Source organism: Ralstonia sp. UNC404CL21Col (genome assembly GCF_000620465.1).
In the GTDB taxonomy this organism is placed as follows: domain Bacteria; phylum Pseudomonadota; class Gammaproteobacteria; order Burkholderiales; family Burkholderiaceae; genus Ralstonia; species Ralstonia flatus.
In genome coordinates this window covers 1,499,098-1,515,842 of record NZ_JIBE01000003.1, presented here as the reverse complement: position 1 = coordinate 1,515,842, position 16,745 = coordinate 1,499,098, and the positions used below count along the sequence as shown (strand labels likewise).

19 protein-coding genes are annotated in these 16,745 nt (G+C 64.7%); 13 read left to right on the top strand and 6 right to left on the bottom strand.

Going from position 1 to position 16,745, the window contains the following annotated elements; genetic code table 11:
* Positions 1-399 precede the first annotated feature (399 nt).
* From dksA to N511_RS0107125, 7 genes are all read left to right on the top strand, one after another.
* The gene (gene dksA / locus N511_RS0107155; protein ID WP_024977044.1) at positions 400-819 is read left to right on the top strand and encodes an RNA polymerase-binding protein DksA; all 420 of its coding nucleotides are present in this window, start codon (positions 400-402) and stop codon (positions 817-819) included.
* A 99-nt stretch (positions 820-918) separates the two neighbouring features.
* The gene (gene zigA / locus N511_RS0107150; protein ID WP_027678669.1) at positions 919-2,223 is read left to right on the top strand and encodes a zinc metallochaperone GTPase ZigA; all 1,305 of its coding nucleotides are present in this window, start codon (positions 919-921) and stop codon (positions 2,221-2,223) included.
* Between the two features lie 100 nt (positions 2,224-2,323).
* Complete coding sequence (locus N511_RS0107145; RefSeq protein WP_027678668.1) at positions 2,324-3,925, top strand: ABC transporter substrate-binding protein; 1,602 nt, start codon at positions 2,324-2,326, stop codon at positions 3,923-3,925.
* 157 nt (positions 3,926-4,082) lie between these two features.
* On the top strand, positions 4,083-4,619 hold the full coding sequence (gene hslV, locus N511_RS0107140; RefSeq protein ID WP_027678667.1) for an ATP-dependent protease subunit HslV: 537 nt from the start codon (positions 4,083-4,085) through the stop codon (positions 4,617-4,619).
* Between the two features lie 26 nt (positions 4,620-4,645).
* Positions 4,646-5,977, top strand: a complete 1,332-nt coding sequence (gene hslU, locus N511_RS0107135; RefSeq protein WP_027678666.1) for an ATP-dependent protease ATPase subunit HslU — start codon at positions 4,646-4,648, stop codon at positions 5,975-5,977.
* A 214-nt stretch (positions 5,978-6,191) separates the two neighbouring features.
* Entirely contained in the window at positions 6,192-6,806 is a 615-nt protein-coding gene (locus N511_RS0107130) for a hypothetical protein (RefSeq protein ID WP_027678665.1), read from the top strand.
* Positions 6,807-6,903: 97 nt separating this feature from the next.
* Positions 6,904-7,107, top strand: a complete 204-nt coding sequence (locus tag N511_RS0107125) for a CsbD family protein (protein ID WP_004628255.1) — start codon at positions 6,904-6,906, stop codon at positions 7,105-7,107.
* Positions 7,108-7,140: 33 nt separating this feature from the next.
* Here N511_RS0107125 and N511_RS0107120 read toward each other — a convergent pair whose 3' ends face one another.
* Positions 7,141-7,719 (bottom strand): response regulator transcription factor, encoded by a 579-nt coding sequence (locus tag N511_RS0107120; RefSeq protein ID WP_004628252.1) that lies wholly within the window; start codon positions 7,717-7,719, stop codon positions 7,141-7,143.
* 47 nt (positions 7,720-7,766) lie between these two features.
* Positions 7,767-9,113: an ATP-binding protein gene (locus N511_RS0107115; protein WP_027678664.1), complete on the bottom strand. Its 1,347-nt coding sequence runs from the start codon at positions 9,111-9,113 to the stop codon at positions 7,767-7,769.
* 145 nt (positions 9,114-9,258) lie between these two features.
* Between N511_RS0107115 and N511_RS0107110 the strand changes: the two genes are divergently transcribed.
* Together N511_RS0107110 and N511_RS0107105 are read left to right on the top strand one after the other, a co-directional pair.
* A complete protein-coding gene (locus N511_RS0107110; RefSeq protein WP_037026466.1) occupies positions 9,259-9,753 on the top strand; it encodes a copper chaperone PCu(A)C in 495 nt (164 codons plus the stop codon).
* A 46-nt stretch (positions 9,754-9,799) separates the two neighbouring features.
* Complete coding sequence (locus N511_RS0107105; protein WP_027678662.1) at positions 9,800-10,021, top strand: hypothetical protein; 222 nt, start codon at positions 9,800-9,802, stop codon at positions 10,019-10,021.
* Here N511_RS0107105 and N511_RS0107100 read toward each other — a convergent pair whose 3' ends face one another.
* The 3 genes from N511_RS0107100 to N511_RS0107090 are packed head-to-tail and all read right to left on the bottom strand — an operon-like array spanning position 10,022 to position 11,082.
* Positions 10,022-10,237 carry a cysteine-rich CWC family protein gene (locus tag N511_RS0107100; RefSeq protein ID WP_027678661.1) on the bottom strand — a complete coding sequence of 72 codons (216 nt, stop codon included), beginning with the start codon at positions 10,235-10,237 and terminating at the stop codon, positions 10,022-10,024.
* On the bottom strand, positions 10,234-10,446 hold the full coding sequence (locus N511_RS0107095; protein ID WP_027678660.1) for a zf-HC2 domain-containing protein: 213 nt from the start codon (positions 10,444-10,446) through the stop codon (positions 10,234-10,236). The genes N511_RS0107100 and N511_RS0107095 overlap by 4 nt, the downstream gene beginning before the upstream one ends.
* Before the next feature lie 42 nt (positions 10,447-10,488).
* Positions 10,489-11,082, bottom strand: coding sequence for a sigma-70 family RNA polymerase sigma factor (locus N511_RS0107090; RefSeq protein ID WP_027678659.1), 594 nt, complete (start codon positions 11,080-11,082; stop codon positions 10,489-10,491).
* Between the two features lie 173 nt (positions 11,083-11,255).
* Between N511_RS0107090 and argB the strand changes: the two genes are divergently transcribed.
* Genes argB through slmA form a run of 3 tightly spaced genes read left to right on the top strand, consistent with a single transcriptional unit; the run spans position 11,256 to position 13,735 of the window.
* Positions 11,256-12,182, top strand: a complete 927-nt coding sequence (gene argB / locus N511_RS0107085; RefSeq protein WP_027678658.1) for an acetylglutamate kinase — start codon at positions 11,256-11,258, stop codon at positions 12,180-12,182.
* Positions 12,182-13,039 (top strand): HAD-IA family hydrolase, encoded by an 858-nt coding sequence (locus N511_RS0107080; protein WP_027678657.1) that lies wholly within the window; start codon positions 12,182-12,184, stop codon positions 13,037-13,039. The genes argB and N511_RS0107080 overlap by 1 nt, the downstream gene beginning before the upstream one ends.
* 45 nt (positions 13,040-13,084) lie before the next feature.
* Positions 13,085-13,735 carry a nucleoid occlusion factor SlmA gene (slmA, locus tag N511_RS0107075; RefSeq protein WP_027678656.1) on the top strand — a complete coding sequence of 217 codons (651 nt, stop codon included), beginning with the start codon at positions 13,085-13,087 and terminating at the stop codon, positions 13,733-13,735.
* Positions 13,736-13,796: 61 nt separating this feature from the next.
* Here slmA and pdxR read toward each other — a convergent pair whose 3' ends face one another.
* The gene (pdxR, locus tag N511_RS0107070; protein ID WP_027678655.1) at positions 13,797-15,311 is read right to left on the bottom strand and encodes a MocR-like pyridoxine biosynthesis transcription factor PdxR; all 1,515 of its coding nucleotides are present in this window, start codon (positions 15,309-15,311) and stop codon (positions 13,797-13,799) included.
* 153 nt (positions 15,312-15,464) lie between these two features.
* Here pdxR and gabT point away from each other — a divergent pair, with 153 nt between their 5' ends.
* Entirely contained in the window at positions 15,465-16,745 is a 1,281-nt protein-coding gene (gabT, locus tag N511_RS0107065) for a 4-aminobutyrate--2-oxoglutarate transaminase (protein WP_027678654.1), read from the top strand.

Genomic DNA, 16,745 nt, shown 5'->3' with positions numbered 1-16,745 from the left:
TCGGGTGGCCCCGCCGCGCGCTTTCAGGCAGAATCCGGGCCGGATTTTGTGTCCGTGTTTCTCCGATAGTTCGGGTAAGATCGTTCAGCTACAATAGGTCGATTTAGAAGCACGTCGTCCGAAGCACGTCCGATAGGAGAGCAGGCGATGGTGACTAAGACCAAGGAAGGACGCGGCGCCAACGTTGGAGCCGGGCAGTCCGGAACGGAGTCGGCAGCAGCCCAGGCTGCGCCAGCCACCCGAAAAAAAGCGGCAGGGGGCGCCGCTGCGGGAGAGGCAAAAGGAGGCGCGCGGGGCGGCAAGTCCGCCGCCAGCCAGAATGAGTCCGACGCATCCCCGCGCAAGGACGACGCGACAGCCGAGACGGCGCGCGATTTACCAGGATCATCTGCAGCAACCATGAGCAGCAAGAAACTACTCACCGAAGCCGAAATCCTGAAGATGAGCGACAAGGATTACATGAACGAGGCGCAGCTGGCCTTCTTCAAGGACCGGCTTGTAAAAATGCGCGATGAAATTCTCGCGAACGCCAACCAGACCACCGAGCACCTGCGCGAGACCGTGATCGTGCCGGACCCGGCAGACCGTGCCACCATCGAAGAGGAGCACGCGCTGGAACTGCGTACGCGCGATCGCGAGCGCAAGCTGCTCAAGAAGGTCGAACAGTCGATCGCCCGCATCGATGCCAACGACTACGGCTACTGCGACGAGACCGGCGAACCGATCGGCATTCCGCGCCTGCTTGCTCGCCCGACGGCCACGCTGACGCTGGAGGCGCAAGAGCGCCGCGAAAAGCGCCAGAAGCTGATGGGTGACTGACGCAAGCGTCGCAGTTGTCTGACGCATTCATTTGATTTGGCAGCCCGGTAACTCACCGGGCTGTTTGCTTTGTTTGGCCACGAACCGAGGCCGCTGATCATGTCCCGTCCGCTTCCCGTTACCGTGCTGTCCGGCTTTCTGGGCGCCGGCAAGACCACACTGCTCAACCACGTGCTCGCCAACCGCGAGGGCAAGCGCGTGGCCGTGATCGTCAATGACCTGTCGGACGTCAACATCGACGCGCAGCTCGTGGGCGATGGCACGGCCACCAGTGCGCAGCTTTCGCGCACCGACGAACGCATGGTGGAGTTGTCCAACGGCTGCATCTGCTGCACGCTGCGCGAAGACCTGCTCGACGAGATCGCGCGCCTGGCCCGCGAAGACCGCTTCGACTATCTGCTGATCGAATCGACCGGCGTGGCCGAGCCGCTGCCGATTGCCGAGACGTTTACGTTTGAAGACGCTGAAGGCGACGTGCTGTCCGACCTTGCGCGCCTGGACACCATGGTCACCGTGGTCGACGCGCAGCACTTCCTGGCCGACTACGACGCTGCTGATTTTCTGTCCGATCGCGGCCAGGCGCGTGATGAGGATGACGATCGCACCGTCGTCGATTTGCTGATCGAGCAGGTGGAGTTTTGCGACGTGATCGTGCTCAACAAGATCGATCTCGTGAGCGACGCCGAGCGCGAACGCCTGGCTGGCATCCTGCACTCATTGAACCCGCGGGCGCGCATCGTGCCGGCATCGTTCGGCAAGGTGCCGTTGGACGAAATCCTCAATACGCATCGTTTCGATTTCGATGCCGCATCGGCGGCGCCTGCGTGGCTGGCCGAGCTGCGCGGCGAACATGTGCCCGAAACTGAAGCGCTCGGCATCGGCAGTTTCGTCTATCGCCGCCGCGTGCCGTTTCACCCGCAGCGTCTGTGGGATCTGATGCACACCGAATGGCTGCGCGAGCATGGCCGCGTGTTGCGTTCGAAGGGCTATTTCTGGCTGGCTTCACGCATGGACACGGCGGGCAGCTGGGGCCAGGCTGGCGGCGTGATGCGTCACGGGGGCGCCGGTGCCTGGTGGGCTGCGGTCGATGAAGCCGAGTGGCCCGACGAGGAAGAAGCCCGCGCAGACATCATGGACAAGATGCACGACAACGGTGCGCCCGCGCAGTGGGGCGACCGCCGTCAGGAACTGGTCTTCATTGGCACGGACCTGGACGAAGCCGCGCTCATCGCGCAACTCGACGCCTGTCTGCTGACCGAGGCGGAGATGGCTGCCGGCCCCGAGGCGTGGGCGGCGCTGTCCGATCCGTTCCCCGCGTGGGCCTACGACGACCATGACGATGAAGACGGCGACGACCACGATCACCAACACGGTGACGACTGCGACTGCGGGCACCATCACTGAGCACGCAGACCCCCTGCTTCATCGGCGTTGACACCGGCGTCGTCCGGTCCTGACAATCCCCGAACGTTTTGCTTTCGTCACGAACCATCGGGGAGTCGTCATGCCGGTCCTGCGTCTGCTGCGCGCTGCGAACCTTGTCGCCGCGCTGTCTTTTGCCACGGCGCTTGCGGCGCTCACACCGGGTGCTGCGCATGCCCAGCCGGCCTCCACGCTGGTGGTCGGCCTGTCGAGCGATGTTACGTCGCTCGATCCGCACTTCCATAACGTCACGCCCAATTCGAACGTTGCCGAGCATATGTTCGAGGCGCTGATCGCCAAGGACGAGAAGATGCGCCTCAAGCCCGGCCTCGCCACGTCGTGGAAGGCGTTGAGCGATACGGTGTGGGAAGTCAAGCTGCGTCCCGGCGTGCATTTCCATGACGGCACGGAGTTCACTTCTGCCGACGTCGTTTATTCGTTGGCGCGCCCGGCCACCATCAAGAACAGTCCATCGCCGTTCACGATCTATACGCGTGGCTTCAAGGAGGTGACGGCCGTCGACAAGCTCACCGTGCGCATCACCACCAACGGCCCCTATCCGCTGGTGCCGAACGACCTGTCGACCATCTACATGGTGTCGAAAAAAGCGGTCGAAAAAGCCGGCGCGGATGACTTCAATAATGGCCGCGCCATGATCGGCACCGGGCCGTACAAGTTCGTCTCCTTCAATCGTGGCGATCGGCTGGAGCTGACGCGCTTTGACGGTTACTGGGGCAAGAAGCCGCAATGGCAGCACGTGACGCTGCGCATTCTGACGGCGGATGCACCGCGCGTGGCGGCGCTGTTGGCGGGCGATGTGCAGGTCATCGAAAACGTGCCCAGCTCTGACATCAAGAAGCTGTCGGCCGATCCGGCGGTGACGGTGTTCAAGATGCCGGTGTTTCGCATGATGTATCTGCATATGGATTCGAACCGCGATGTGTCGCCGTTCGTGACCGACAAGGTGGGCAAGCCGCTGCCGAAGAATCCGCTCAAGGACGCACGCGTGCGCGAGGCGATCTCGCTGGCGATCTCGCGCCAGGCCATCGTCGACCGCGTGATGGAAGGGGCGGCCGAACCGACGGGCCAACTCGTGAACAGCTCGCTGTTTGGCCACGTGCCCGGCCTGAAGGCACCCGCGGCAGACCCGGCCGCAGCGAAGAGGCTGCTCGCCCAGGCCGGCTACCCCGATGGCTTTGCCATCACGCTGCACGCCACCAACAACCGCTACCCGAACGATGACCGCGTCGCGCAGGTGGTCGCATCGATGCTTTCGCGGGTTGGCATTGCCACCAAGGTCGAGACGCTGCCGTCGGCGTCATTCTTCACGCGGGCGAACAAGCTGGACTTCTCGTTCCTGCAGGCGGGCTGGGGTGCCGATACGGGCGAGGCCAGCTCCAGCCTGAAAGCGCTGCTGGCGACGTACGACCCGGCGCGTGGCTGGGGTGCGTCCAATCGCGGGCGCTATTCGAACCCAGCACTCGACGCCAAGCTGGCTGAGGCGCTGCAGACGCTGGACGACAGCAAGCGCGAAAAGCTCCTGCAGGACGCCACGGAAATCGGGATGCGCGATGACGGGGTGATTCCGCTCTACTTCAACATCAACGTATGGGCAGCACGCAAGGGCTACACGATGGTGCCGCGTCTGGACGAGCGCACTTATGCCTTCGATGTGACGCGCTGAACGGGTAGGAAACGCCGTAAGAAGCGATTTCCGGCGCACAAAAAGTGTGCGTTGTGACGGAAATCAGGCTTGAAATCCACGGGGCTGGCGTCAAGTATGAAGTTCTTTGGCCGGCCCGCTGGGGGCCGCGCCAAGCCCGACCCCCAGGAACAAGCGCATGGAACAGTATCACGGCACCACCATCGTCAGCGTGCGGCGCGGCAACCAGGTTGCGCTCGGCGGCGACGGCCAGGTCACGCTGGGCAACATCGTCATGAAGGGCACGGCCCGCAAGGTGCGCGCCATCTACGACGGCAAGGTGCTGGTCGGCTTTGCCGGCGCCACCGCCGACGCCTTCTCCCTGCTGGACCGTTTTGAAGCCAAGCTGCAGAAGCATCAAGGCAACCTGCTGCGCTCCGCCGTCGACCTCGCCAAGGACTGGCGTACCGACCGCGCCCTGCGCCACCTTGAGGCGATGCTGATCGTCGCCGACCGTGAAGCCACCCTCGTCATCACCGGCAACGGCGACGTGCTGGACCCGGAAGGCGGCATTGCTGCCATTGGTTCGGGCGGCTCGTATGCCCAGTCGGCCGCCAAGGCGCTGATGGAGAACACCGACCTCGCCCCGCGCGATGTGGTGGAGAAATCGCTGCGGATCGCCGGCGAACTCTGCATCTATACCAACACCAATTTCGTGATCGAGACGCTCGAATAACGAGCGCCCCCATCGACAGGATTCCCATGTCTGAAACCATGACGCCGTCGGAAATCGTCTCCGAACTCGACAAGCACATCATCGGCCAGCACAAGGCCAAGAAGGCTGTGGCCGTGGCGCTGCGCAACCGTTGGCGCCGCCAGCAGGTGGGAGACCCGCTGCGCCAGGAAATCACGCCCAAGAACATCCTCATGATCGGGCCGACCGGCGTGGGCAAGACCGAGATCGCGCGGCGCCTCGCCAAGCTGGCCGACGCACCGTTCATCAAGATCGAGGCGACGAAGTTCACTGAAGTCGGCTACGTCGGCCGTGACGTCGACACCATCGTGCGCGATCTCGCCGAGATGGCGGTCAAGCAAACGCGCGAATCCGAGATGAAGAAGGTGCGCGCCAAGGCCGAAGATGCAGCCGAAGACCGCATTCTTGACGTGCTGATCCCGCCGCCGCGCGACATCGGCTTTGCGCAGCCGGAAGAAAAGGACTCGACCGCGCGCCAGACCTTCCGCAAGAAGCTGCGCGAAGGCCAGCTCGACGACAAGGAAATTGAACTCGAAGTGTCGGCGGGTGTGCCCAGCATGGACATCATGGGGCCGCCGGGCATGGAAGACATGACCGACCAGATCCGCTCGATGTTCGCGGGCCTGGGCCAGGGCAAGAAGAACCGTCGCAAGATGAAGGTGAAGGAAGCCTTCAAGCTGCTGATCGACGAAGAGGCCGCGAAGCTCGTGAACGAAGACGAGTTGAAGCAGAAAGCGGTGGCCAACGTCGAGCAGAACGGCATCGTGTTCCTGGACGAGATCGACAAGATTGCCAGCCGCAGCGAATACGGCGGCGGCGAGGTGTCGCGTCAGGGCGTGCAGCGTGACTTGCTGCCGCTGGTGGAAGGCACGACCGTCAACACGAAGTACGGGATGATCAAGACCGATCACATCCTGTTCATCGCGTCGGGCGCGTTCCATCTGTCCAAGCCGAGCGACCTGATTCCGGAATTGCAGGGCCGCTTCCCGATTCGCGTGGAGCTGGATTCGCTGTCGGTGGAAGATTTTCGCGCGATTCTCACGCAGACCGATGCGAGCCTCACCAAGCAATATCAGGCGTTGTTGAAGACGGAAGGCGTCGATCTCGTGTTTGCGGAAGACGGCATCCATCGCCTCGCCGAGATCGCATGCTCGGTCAACGAGAAGGTCGAGAACATCGGCGCGCGCCGCCTGTATACGGTGATGGAGCGCCTGCTTGAAGACCTGTCGTTCCACGCGCACACATCGTCGGGCGAGACGGTGACCATCGACGCTGCGTACGTCGACGAGCGCTTGAACGAGCTGTCGGGCAACGAAGATCTGTCGCGCTACGTGCTGTGAGCGTGTAAGCAACGCATTCCATATGCATTTCGGGCCGCATCGGTGACGATGCGGCCCGTTTTGTTTGGAGGGCCGCAAACCCAGGCGCAGCAAGGGTTTGCTCAGGATCACCCGGGGTCGGGTCCGTTATCTGCTGAAGAAGGTGGTGCCGCACAGACAATGCGCGCCGCGCACCTGGCGTGCGCGATTCCAACCACGACAAGGAGAGAAGCGTATGAAACCGATCCAACGCCTGGCCCTGTGTTGCGTGCTCGCCTGCGCCCCCTTGGGACTGGCCCATGCCCAGACCACACCGGCGCCCACCGGGGCCGCCGCAACCTCGGCCCCGAACGATGCCAAGCGCAGTGCTTACGACAGCGCCGTCAAGCAAGCCGATGCCAACTACAAAGCCGCCAAGGACAAGTGCGATGCGATGAAGGGCAATGACCGCGACGTCTGCCGCGCGCAGGCCAAGGGCGATTACAACGTCGCCAAAGCCAATGCGATGGTGGAGCGTGATGGCACTGAAGCCGCCCGCAACCGCGCCGCCAAGGAAAAGGCCGAGGCCGACTACGACGTCGCCAAGACGAAGTGCGATGCCTTGAAGGGCAACGACAAAGACACCTGCGTGAAGGATGCCAAGGCCGCCTACACGCGCGCCAAAGCCGGCGACGAAGTGAGCCATGCCAAGGCCACGGGTGACGCCAAGGACGTGAGCGAAGCGCGCCGCGATGCCGTCAAGGACACCAACGACGCCAATTACAAGGCTGCGAAGGAACGTTGCGACGCCATGTCCGGCGATGCAAAGACGAAGTGCCAGAACGACGTCGCCGCCAAGTTCAAGAAGTAAGCCGCAAGGAAGTCTCTGCACGGGCGGCCTGCGGGTCGCCCCTGCTTTGTCTCAATCGCTCAATCTCAATCTCAACCTCAATCTCAACGGAGGACGTATGAACTGGGACCAGATCGAAGGCAAATGGGATCAGGCCAAGGGCAAGATCAAGGAGAAGTGGGGCCAGCTCACGGACGATGATCTGACGGTGATCCGCGGCAAGCGCGATCAGCTTGCCGGCAAGATCCAGGAACGTTACGGCTACACGAAGGAACGCGCCGAAGACGAACTCAAGGCGTGGGAGCGTGACACCCGCTGGTGATGCCGCGCTGATGTAGCCTCGCGCGGCCGGCGCTTATTTGGCGACCGGCCGCTTGCCCAGCTTGCGCTGCAGCGTGCGCCGGTGCATGTTGAGCGCCCGCGCTGTCGCGGAGATATTGCCGCCGTGCTCGGCGAGCACGCGCTGGATGTGTTCCCACTCCAGCCGCGCGACGGACAGCGGCGCAGGGTTTTCCATCGTCTGCTCCGCCACGGCTTCAGACACGCCGACTTGCAGCGCCAGCAGAATCGAATCGACATTGGCCGGCTTGGCCAAATATTCGTCAGCCCCGAGCTTGACCGCCTGCACGGCGGTAGCAATGCTCGCGTAGCCCGTCAGGATCAACATGCGCGCCTCGGGCAGCGCCTGGCGCAGCGGGGCAATCCAGTGCAGGCCGGAATCCGTGCCGCCATGGGGCATCAGGCCCTTGTCGCTCGCGGCCAGATGCAGATCGACGGTGACATACGAGAACCGCGTCTGCCGGGCCAGGGCCAACGCCTCGCCGCCGGTGTGGGCGATCTGCGGAGCAAAGCCGCGACGCGTGAGCGCGCGCGCCAGCGTCTGGGCAAAGACGTCGTCGTCATCGAGGATCAGAAAGGGGGCGGGCTGCTGCATGGTGTTCTCCGGGGCCGTACGCACATGGGCTGCGTCAGGCCGTCTCGTTATGTGAAGAGGGTGGGCGCGCCCATGATGGGAGCGGCCGGGTGTTCCGTCGGACCACCGATTGGCAGTCGGAGTTCGGCAATGGCACCTTGCGGCGGGTTCGGACGCAGCACCACGGTACCACCCAGGCGGCGCGCCGTGGTGGAGGCCAGGTACAGTCCGATGCCGTGACCGCCGTGCCGGCTCGGCACAGGCGTGCGCCCCAGCGAGGTCCGCAGGTCTTCCGGCAAGCCCAACCCCGTATCGACGATGGACAGCACGATCTGCGGCGGCATATCGCGCAGCGTATCCGGGTTGGCGTCGATCCTGGCGGTCAGCAGCAGCGGTACGAGGTCACGTCCGGCGTGGTGCTGGCTGCGGGCGGCGTTGTCCAACAAGATGGTTAGGATCTGGCCGACGTTCACCGCGTCCAATTCCACCGCCTGTGCCGCTGGCGAGGTCTCTGTGTGGAGGCGGATGTCCGGATGGCGCAACTGCCACGTCTGCGTAAAACCGGGTAGCCATTGGCCGAGCGGCTCCGGCGCGCCGTCGTTGGGTTTGCGCTGCAGGCGCGCCAGAGCGGCGCGGCACAGTTCGAGTTGCTGTTCGATGGCGCGCAGGTCTTCGCGATACGGGGCGAGGGGCGAGTCGGGCTGCTTCGCGTCGTGCTGCAGCTCGCCGGTGATGACGGCCACGGTAGACAGCGGCGTGCCCATTTCGTGCGCCACGCTCGCGCCTTGCGACATCAGGGCTTCGATGCGTTGTTCCCGCAGCAATCGCTCGCGCGCTTCGGTCAGCTGCGCTTCGCTCTCGCGCAGCGCGGCAGACAGCCGTGCCGTAAAGCCGGCAATCATCGCGCTGCTTGCCACGAAATCGATCCACATGCCGGCCAGGTGATACGCCACGGCATCAGCCTGGTTCGCCAGCTTCAGCGGGATGTAGTTGCCGAGCATCATGCTGTAGGCGGCCAGCGCGTACAGCGTCAGCCCGACGACATGCGCGATCGGCAGCATGGCCGCAGCAATCGCCAGCGCCGGCAGATAGAACGAGACGAACGGGTTGGTCGCGCCACCCGTGAAGTACAGCAGGGCGGACAACGCGGTCAGGTCCACCAGCAGTTGGACGGTGATCTCGATATGCTGCACGGGCCGGTTGCGCCGAACGCGCCATCCGGTGAGCAGGTTGAACAGCGCATGCAGGCCCATCACGCTCAGCAGCGGCACCACCGGCAATTGCACGCCAAACACCAGCGGCGCGAGCAGCATCAGGACCAGCTGGGTGGCCAGCAGGCTCCATCGCAGCCAGAAGAGGCGGCGTAGACTGGATGCGTCCAGCAGCGGGGCGGCAAGAGACAGGGTCGAAAGCATGGTGGACAAGTGTAAACGTGCGCACCGCGCGGTTCTCCGTGCGGCGATGCGTCAATCAGCCGCACAATTGTGCACCCAACCTATCTTCCCGCAGGTGCTGTGCTTTAATGCGCAGCACGTTTGTCCCTGACAGGAGCCCTTGATGATGACGTCCCGATCGATCCGTTCTTCCGCTTGCTTGGCTGTGCTCACGGCTGGCCTGCTCGCCAGCGCCGCCGCGTTCGCACAAGTCACGGTGCAAGACGCCTGGGTGCGCGGCACGGTGCCGGGCCAGACGTCCAGCGGCGCGTTCATGACGCTGCAATCGGCGGACGGTGCCAAGGTGGTGGGCGTGTCGACGCCGGTGGCGGGCACGGCCGAGATCCACGAGATGAAGATGGAAGGCAACGTCATGCGCATGCGCGCCGTCCAGGCGCTGGAGCTGCCGAAGGGCCAGACGGTGCAGCTCAAGCCGGGCGGCTATCACGTGATGCTCATGGACCTCAAGCAGCCGCTCGCCAAGGACGCCACCGTGCCGCTCACGCTGAAGGTGGAGCTGGCCGACAAGCGCGTCGTCGAGCAGAAGGTCGAGGCCCGGGTGCGCGACCTGACCGCCGGCAACATGCCCGCCATGAACCACGGCGGCGAACACAAGCATTGATGGCTTGCGGCGAGTGTCGCTTCAAGCCACGTAAGGAAGCATTCCCATGGCTAACAAGACACTGGGCACTCGCCAGAAACTGACGTTCCGCATCGAACCTTCAACGAAGGCCGGCACCGGGCGCCCGCGCAACTTTCTCGTGCCGCTGGCCCGTGGCCGCAAGGCCGGCGCCCATACCGAAGGCGGCCACGCGGAGCGCCAGCGCGGCCGGGCCGACGTCCGACGCGCACTGCGCACGCTGGACGACGACAGCAAAGACAAAGACTGATCAGTTGGCCTCAGACGCTGCCCGCGCCTGCGCAATCGCCTCGCGCAGACAACGCTGGCAGCGGCAACCCTGTCCGGGGCGCCGTGCGCTGGCGGGCAGCGTTTCTTCGGACATGCACCAGCACGTCGCGTCGGGCTGCGTGCCGTCGCCGATGGCGCCGCAGCGCAAGTCCGCGCCGCACATCGCACATACGGTGTTGGCAGCCGGCGCAGTCACGCGGGGTTGCTCCCGTCGTCGTCTTGCCCAAGCTTGTGCATCGCCTGGCGCAAAAACCCCATCTGATGCGAGAACCGTGTGCACGCATCGCAGGCAAACAGATGCACGCGCAGGCGCAACCGCTCGCCTGTGGACAGGTCGCGGTCCATCTTCGACACCAGCATGCGGTGCGCTTCTTTGCAGGTAGGCAATCCCCAACGGTTCGGCATGGTTGTTCTCTGTGATACGGCTTGGGTGCGCTGACGGGCGATTCAGGCGGCGCTCGGCTGATTGCCGAACCAGTGCAGGTCAAGGCACTCGCGCAGGCGCATGCGGGCGCGATAAAGCAGTGCCCAGGCATTGGTCGCGGTGATCTGCAATTCCTGACAGATTTCGTCGGTCTCCAGCTCCAGCCACTCGCGCATCATGAAGACGCGGCCCACCCGCGGCGGCAACCGATCAACGCACATTTGCAGGACATCGAAAAATTCGCGCCGTGACAGCGCGGCATCCGGGTCGCCCCAGTCGGACGGCGGGCTCGTGTAGTGGCCGTCGGCGGCAAACAGGCTGTCGAAGACGGCCTCGTCGGACCGCATGCCGGCCTCGTCGGATTCACCGCCCGCAAGCAGCGAGACGCGCACTTCGCGCCGCCCCGAGCGGATCGCATCGATGATCTTGTGCTTGAGGATGCCGATGACGTAAGTCTTGAGGGAGGCGTTGCCGGCAAAGCGCTCGGGATGTTCGAGCACCGCCAGGATGGTGTCGGCCACCGTGTCTTCCGCCAGCGCCGTGTCGCGCAATTGCAGTTGCGCAAAGCGCAGCAGGTGAGGGCGCAGCGCGTCGAGTTGGTCGGGTGCGATGGCCATGTTTCCCCAGGGTGTTCTTTCGTGGCAACGGTATGGCGGGCACATAAGGTGCGCCGGCAGACCGTAGCGCCTTTTCTTGTAAAATCCCGCTGCCGAAAATGGGCTGCTTCGTTTTTTGTGTTGCAGGCGACATTCGGCGTTCCATCATACCTGCCCAACCGGATGTCACCGTCATGACCGCTTCTGCTGCCCCCGACCCTGCTGGCCTCGCCCCCGAACTCGCGCATATCGCGCCGGCGTTGAAGGCTGAAATTCTCGCGCAGGCCCTGCCTTACATTCGCAAGTTCCACGGCAAGACCATCGTCATCAAGTACGGTGGCAACGCCATGACGGAGGAAAAGCTCAAGCACGGCTTCGCGCGCGACGTGATCCTGCTCAAGCTGGTCGGCATGAACCCGGTGGTGGTGCACGGCGGCGGCCCGCAGATTGACGAAGCCCTGAAGAAGGTCGGCAAGCAAGGCACCTTCATCCAGGGCATGCGCGTGACCGACGAAGAGACCATGGAAGTGGTCGAGTGGGTGCTCGGCGGCGAAGTCCAGCAGGACATCGTCATGCTGATCAACCAGTACGGCGGCCAGGCGGTCGGCCTGACCGGCAAGGACGGCGGCCTGATTCGCGCCAAGAAGCTGAAGATGCCAGACCGCGAGAAGCCGGGCGAGTTTCTCGACATCGGTTTCGTGGGCGACATCGAGACGATCAACCCGGCTGTGGTCAAGGCGCTGCAGGACGACGCGTTCATTCCGGTCATTTCGCCGATCGGCTTCTCTGACGAAGGCCAGGCCTACAACATCAACGCCGACGTCGTGGCCGGCAAGATGGCCGAGATCCTGAAGGCCGAGAAGCTGGTCATGATGACCAACATTCCGGGCGTGATGGACAAGCAGGGCAACCTGCTGACCGATCTGTCGGCGCGCGAGATCGACGAGCTGTTTGCCGACGGCACGATCTCGGGCGGCATGCTGCCGAAGATTTCGTCGGCGCTGGACGCTGCCAAGAGCGGCGTGAATTCGGTGCACATCGTCGATGGCCGCATCGAGCATTCGCTGCTGCTGGAAATCCTGACCGAACAGGCGTTCGGCACGATGATCCGCTCGCACTGATGCGAACCACCCGGGCGGTGCGGGTGCGCCATGCTGCGCGCACCTTCCCGCGCGAGGTGCCGGCGGGCTCCACGCCCGCCCGGCAGCCGGTCTGGCTGTTCGACCTCGACAACACCCTCCACCACGCCTCCCACGCGATCTTTCCGCAGATCAACCGGCTGATGACGGCATACGTGGCGCGCGTGCTCGGCACGGATGACGCCACGGCCAGCCAGGTGCGCGTGGACTATTGGCGCCGCTATGGCGCCACGATTCTCGGCATGGTCCGCCATCACGGCGTCGACCCCGATGATTTCCTCGCCGAGGCACACCGCTTTGAAGACCTGCGCGCCATGGTGCGCGCCGAACGCGGCCTCGCCCAACTGCTGCGCGCCCTGCCCGGGCGCAAGATCCTGCTGACCAACGCCCCGGTTGCCTACGCGCGCGAGGTGCTGCGGCTCATTGGCCTGAAACGCGCATTCCTGCGCGAAATTGCGGTCGAACACATGTGGGTGCACCGGCGCCTGCGCCCGAAGCCCGATCCGCTGATGCTGCGCCGGCTGCTCGCCCGGGAGCGTATTGCGCCATCGCGCGCCATCCTCGTCGAAGACACGCTTTCTCACCTCAAACGCTACCGGCGCCTGGGGATCGGCACGGTGTGGGTGACGGGCTACCTGCGGCGCGTGCCGCCCGGCGTGCAGCCGACTTCCGCTGCCGACGCATTGCATCCAATGCAAGCGGCGGCCGTTGGCGCGCGTGCAAATTCACCACATCAACCGGCCGCCACACCGATTTTGTTCGCCAACCGGCCCGGCTATGTGAGCGTGAAAGTAAAATCGGTGCTTCAACTAAAACGAAGGCTTGTTCGACGCGGCTAGGCAGTGGTTACTCCGCGCTCAGAACGGGAGAGGGGCCAGGAAGTCATGAGCAACGCGCAAACGGAGTTTCCGACCGCCGAGCCGGTCGCGGACGTCGCCATAGAAGCACCGCCGGTACGCAAACGACCCCGCCCGGGCGAGCGCCGCGTGCAGATTCTGCAGACGCTCGCCGGCATGCTCGAGCATCCGCGTGGTGAAAAGATCACAACGGCTGGGCTGGCTGCACGGCTGGATGTGTCCGAAGCGGCGCTCTACCGCCACTTCGCCAGCAAGGCGCAGATGTTCGAAGGGCTGATCGAATTCATCGAGCAGACCGTCTTCGGCCTCATCAATCAGATCACGCTGCGTGAAGAACACGGCCTGCGCCAAGCGCATGCCATCGCGCACATGCTGCTGTCGTTTGCCGACAAGAATCCGGGCATGACGCGCGTGCTGGTGGGCGATGCGCTGGTCGGCGAAGACGAGCGTCTGCCCGAGCGCATGGCGCAGTGCCTGGATCGCATCGAGGCCTCGCTCAAGCAGAGCCTGCGCATGGCAGTCACGCAGGGCGCCTGGCCGGCGGATACCGACATCGCTTCGCGCGCCAACCTGCTCGTGTGTGCAGTGCTCGGGCGCTGGCATCGGTATGCGAAGAGCGGTTTCCGGAAGTCTCCGGTCGAAGGTGCAGATGCGCAGTTGCGAGTGCTGTTGGCTTGAGCCGGCATCATCTAAAAGAAAGCCCCGCAATGCGGGGCTTTTTTATTGCGCGCGTCGTGGGTCAGCCGATGGTGCGTATCGCCCCCGCCAACGTATGAAACCGCGCCGCAATCTGCTCGGTTTCCACATGGCCATAGCCCAGCAGCAGCCCAGGCAGGCGGCGCGCATCGTCCTGGTAATACAGTGACAGCGGCCGCGTGACGACGTCGTTGGCAAGCGCCAGATCCGCCACGGCCACATCGTTGGTGCCGGCCGGCAAGCCCAGCACGAGATGCAGGCCGGACGCGCCGTCATGCACAGGCAGCGCGTCGCCAAATTCGCGGCTGATGGAAGCCAGCAGCGTTTCACGCCGTTCCGCATACACACCGCGCATGCGCCGGATGTGCGAGACGAAATGGCCTTCCGCAATGAAGTCCGCCAGCACCGCCTGCGTGAGAATCTGGCCGCCGCGGAACATCTCCGACAAGCCCGTCGCAAACGCATCCGCTAGCGCCGGCGGCACGACCAGATAGCCGATCCGCAAGCTGGGGAACAGCACTTTCGAGAACGTGCCCATGTAAAGCACGCGTCCGCCTTCATCCAGCCCTTGCAGTGACGGCAGCGGGCGGCTGCCGTAGCGGAACTCGCTGTCGTAATCGTCTTCGACGATCCACGCATCGGTGGCGTGTGCGGTGGCGAGCAGCGCGCGGCGTCGCGCCAGGCTCATCACCGAGCCAAGCGGATATTGGTGCGACGGCGAAACCACCATGAGTTTGGGCGGCTTGCTGCGCTGGCGACCGCGCGTGGGGATGTCGAAGCGCATGCCTTCGTCGTCCACCGGCAGCGGCACCGTGCGCACGCCCGCAGCGGTGAGTACGCTGCGCACGCCCCAGTAGCCGGGGTCTTCGATCCACGCGCTGTCGCCGGCGTCGCACAGCAGTTGTGCGATGAGCTGGAGTGACGGATGGATGCCTGCGGTGATGATGATCTGCTCGGGCTCGCAGCGCACGCCGCGCGCGGTGCGCAGGTAGTCGGCCAGCGCGGTGCGCAGCGGCAAGTAGCCCGCGCCAACGGGATAGGTCAGCAACGCGGGCGACGGCTTGCGCAGCAGCCGGTTGTGCAGGCGCGACCAGATGCGCGCCGGAAACATCCGCACTTCCGGCACGCCCGGCATGAAGGCGCCCCATTGGCGCGAGCTGGCGCCTGCATCGCGCACCAGCGCACGGCCGCGCGTGGAAAGCATCGGCGCAGACGGCGTGGCCGCCTCGGCGATCGGGGCGGCCGCTGCTGTGGCGACAGCTGCAGCCTGTGCAGGCGCCGCGTCCAACCGGTCCGGCGCGGTATCGGCGACGAAGGTGCCGCTGCCCACGCCCGCCGAGACATAGCCTTCCACACCGAGTTGTTCATAGACGTGGATGACCGTGTTGCGCGCGATGCCCAGCTCGGTCGCCAACTGCCGCGATGACGGCAGGCGGGTGCCCGGCTGCAGTTCGTCGCGCAGGATGCCCTCTTGCAGCACGCGGTACAGACGGCGGTGGTCGGGTTCGCCACCCGGCCCGGCACGGTCGAAGCGGCGTTGCAGGTAGTCGACCAGCATGCTGGCGCGGTGCGTAGGTGAGTGGTCGGCCATGGCGCGTGATGGAGCCAAAGTGGCTCCAAAAGAAAAACCTGATTGGGTCTTATTGTACAGAGCCAATGGAGCCACACTGGCTCGGATCCGATCTTTCTTGACCCAACGCACACGACCGCCATGAACGCCCGAGACCCGCAACAGAACGCCCAATGGAATGCCCGCCGCCTCGCCGCTACGCCGCGCGGTGTCGGTGTGATGACCGACCGCTACGCCGAGCGCGCCGAGAACGCGCTGTTCTGGGACGTCGAAGGCCGACGCTACATCGACTTCGCGGCCGGCATTGCCGTGGTCAACACGGGCCATCGCCACCCGCGTCTGGTGCAGGCTGTGCGCGAACAGCTGGATCACTTCACGCATACCGCTTTCCAGATCGTGCCGTACGGCTCGTACGTCGAATTGGCCGAGCGCCTGAACACGATTACGCCCGGCACGCACGCCAAGAAGACCGCGTTCTTCACCACGGGCGCCGAGGCTGTCGAAAACGCCATCAAGATCGCACGGGCGCACACGGGCCGCCCGGGTGTCATTGCACTCACGGGCGCCTTCCACGGCCGCACGTTCATGGGCATGTCGCTGACGGGCAAGGTGGTGCCGTACAAGACGGGCTTCGGGCCGTTCCCGGGCAGCATCTACCACGTTCCGGCGCCGGTCGCGCTGCATGGTGTGAGCACGCAGGATGCGCTGGATGCCATCCAGCGCCTGTTCAAGGCCGATATCGATCCGCGCCAGGTGGCGGCCATCATTTTCGAGCCAGTGCAGGGCGAGGGCGGCTTCTACCAGATGCCCGCCGACTTTGTGCGCGCCATCCGGGCGCTGTGCGACGAGCACGGCATCGTGATGATCGCCGACGAAGTGCAAACCGGCTTTGCCCGCACCGGCAAGCTGTTTGCCATGGAGCACACCGGCGTGCTGCCGGACATCACGACGATGGCCAAGGGCCTGGCCGGCGGCCTGCCGCTGTCTGCTGTCACGGGCCGCGCAGAGATCATGGACGCACCGGCTCCGGGCGGGCTCGGCGGCACCTACGCCGGCAATCCGCTGGCGGTGGCATCCGCACATGCCGTGCTCGACATCATTGCCGACGAGAAACTCTGCGAGCGCTCCGCCGCGCTGGGCGCACGTCTGGTCGAGGCACTGAACGCTGCCAAGGCCAAGCAGCCACGCATTGCAGAAGTGCGCGGCGTGGGCGCGATGGTTGCTGTCGAATTCAACACGCCGGACGGCAAGCCCGACGCCGATTTCACCAAGCTCGTGCAGCAACGGGCGCTCGAAGCCGGCCTGCTCCTGCTGTCGTGCGGCGTGTACGGCAACGTGATCCGCTTCCTGTTCCCGCTCACGATTGAAGACGCGGTATTCGAAGAGGGCCTTGCCATCCTGCAACGCGCACTGGAGGGCTGA

Coding starts and splice junctions, on each gene's coding strand:
- N511_RS0107125 (WP_004628255.1), top strand. CDS start 6,904: ATGAACTGGGACCAGATCGAAGGCAAATGGGATCAGGCCAAGGGCAAG.
- dksA (WP_024977044.1), top strand. CDS start 400: ATGAGCAGCAAGAAACTACTCACCGAAGCCGAAATCCTGAAGATGAGC.
- N511_RS0107145 (WP_027678668.1), top strand. CDS start 2,324: ATGCCGGTCCTGCGTCTGCTGCGCGCTGCGAACCTTGTCGCCGCGCTG.
- N511_RS0107080 (WP_027678657.1), top strand. CDS start 12,182: ATGCGAACCACCCGGGCGGTGCGGGTGCGCCATGCTGCGCGCACCTTC.
- N511_RS0107130 (WP_027678665.1), top strand. CDS start 6,192: ATGAAACCGATCCAACGCCTGGCCCTGTGTTGCGTGCTCGCCTGCGCC.
- N511_RS0107090 (WP_027678659.1), bottom strand. CDS start 11,082: ATGGCCATCGCACCCGACCAACTCGACGCGCTGCGCCCTCACCTGCTG.
- argB (WP_027678658.1), top strand. CDS start 11,256: ATGACCGCTTCTGCTGCCCCCGACCCTGCTGGCCTCGCCCCCGAACTC.
- N511_RS0107105 (WP_027678662.1), top strand. CDS start 9,800: ATGGCTAACAAGACACTGGGCACTCGCCAGAAACTGACGTTCCGCATC.
- pdxR (WP_027678655.1), bottom strand. CDS start 15,311: ATGCTGGTCGACTACCTGCAACGCCGCTTCGACCGTGCCGGGCCGGGT.
- N511_RS0107095 (WP_027678660.1), bottom strand. CDS start 10,446: ATGCCGAACCGTTGGGGATTGCCTACCTGCAAAGAAGCGCACCGCATG.
- hslU (WP_027678666.1), top strand. CDS start 4,646: ATGTCTGAAACCATGACGCCGTCGGAAATCGTCTCCGAACTCGACAAG.
- slmA (WP_027678656.1), top strand. CDS start 13,085: ATGAGCAACGCGCAAACGGAGTTTCCGACCGCCGAGCCGGTCGCGGAC.
- zigA (WP_027678669.1), top strand. CDS start 919: ATGTCCCGTCCGCTTCCCGTTACCGTGCTGTCCGGCTTTCTGGGCGCC.
- N511_RS0107110 (WP_037026466.1), top strand. CDS start 9,259: ATGACGTCCCGATCGATCCGTTCTTCCGCTTGCTTGGCTGTGCTCACG.
- hslV (WP_027678667.1), top strand. CDS start 4,083: ATGGAACAGTATCACGGCACCACCATCGTCAGCGTGCGGCGCGGCAAC.
- gabT (WP_027678654.1), top strand. CDS start 15,465: ATGAACGCCCGAGACCCGCAACAGAACGCCCAATGGAATGCCCGCCGC.
- N511_RS0107115 (WP_027678664.1), bottom strand. CDS start 9,113: ATGCTTTCGACCCTGTCTCTTGCCGCCCCGCTGCTGGACGCATCCAGT.
- N511_RS0107120 (WP_004628252.1), bottom strand. CDS start 7,719: ATGCAGCAGCCCGCCCCCTTTCTGATCCTCGATGACGACGACGTCTTT.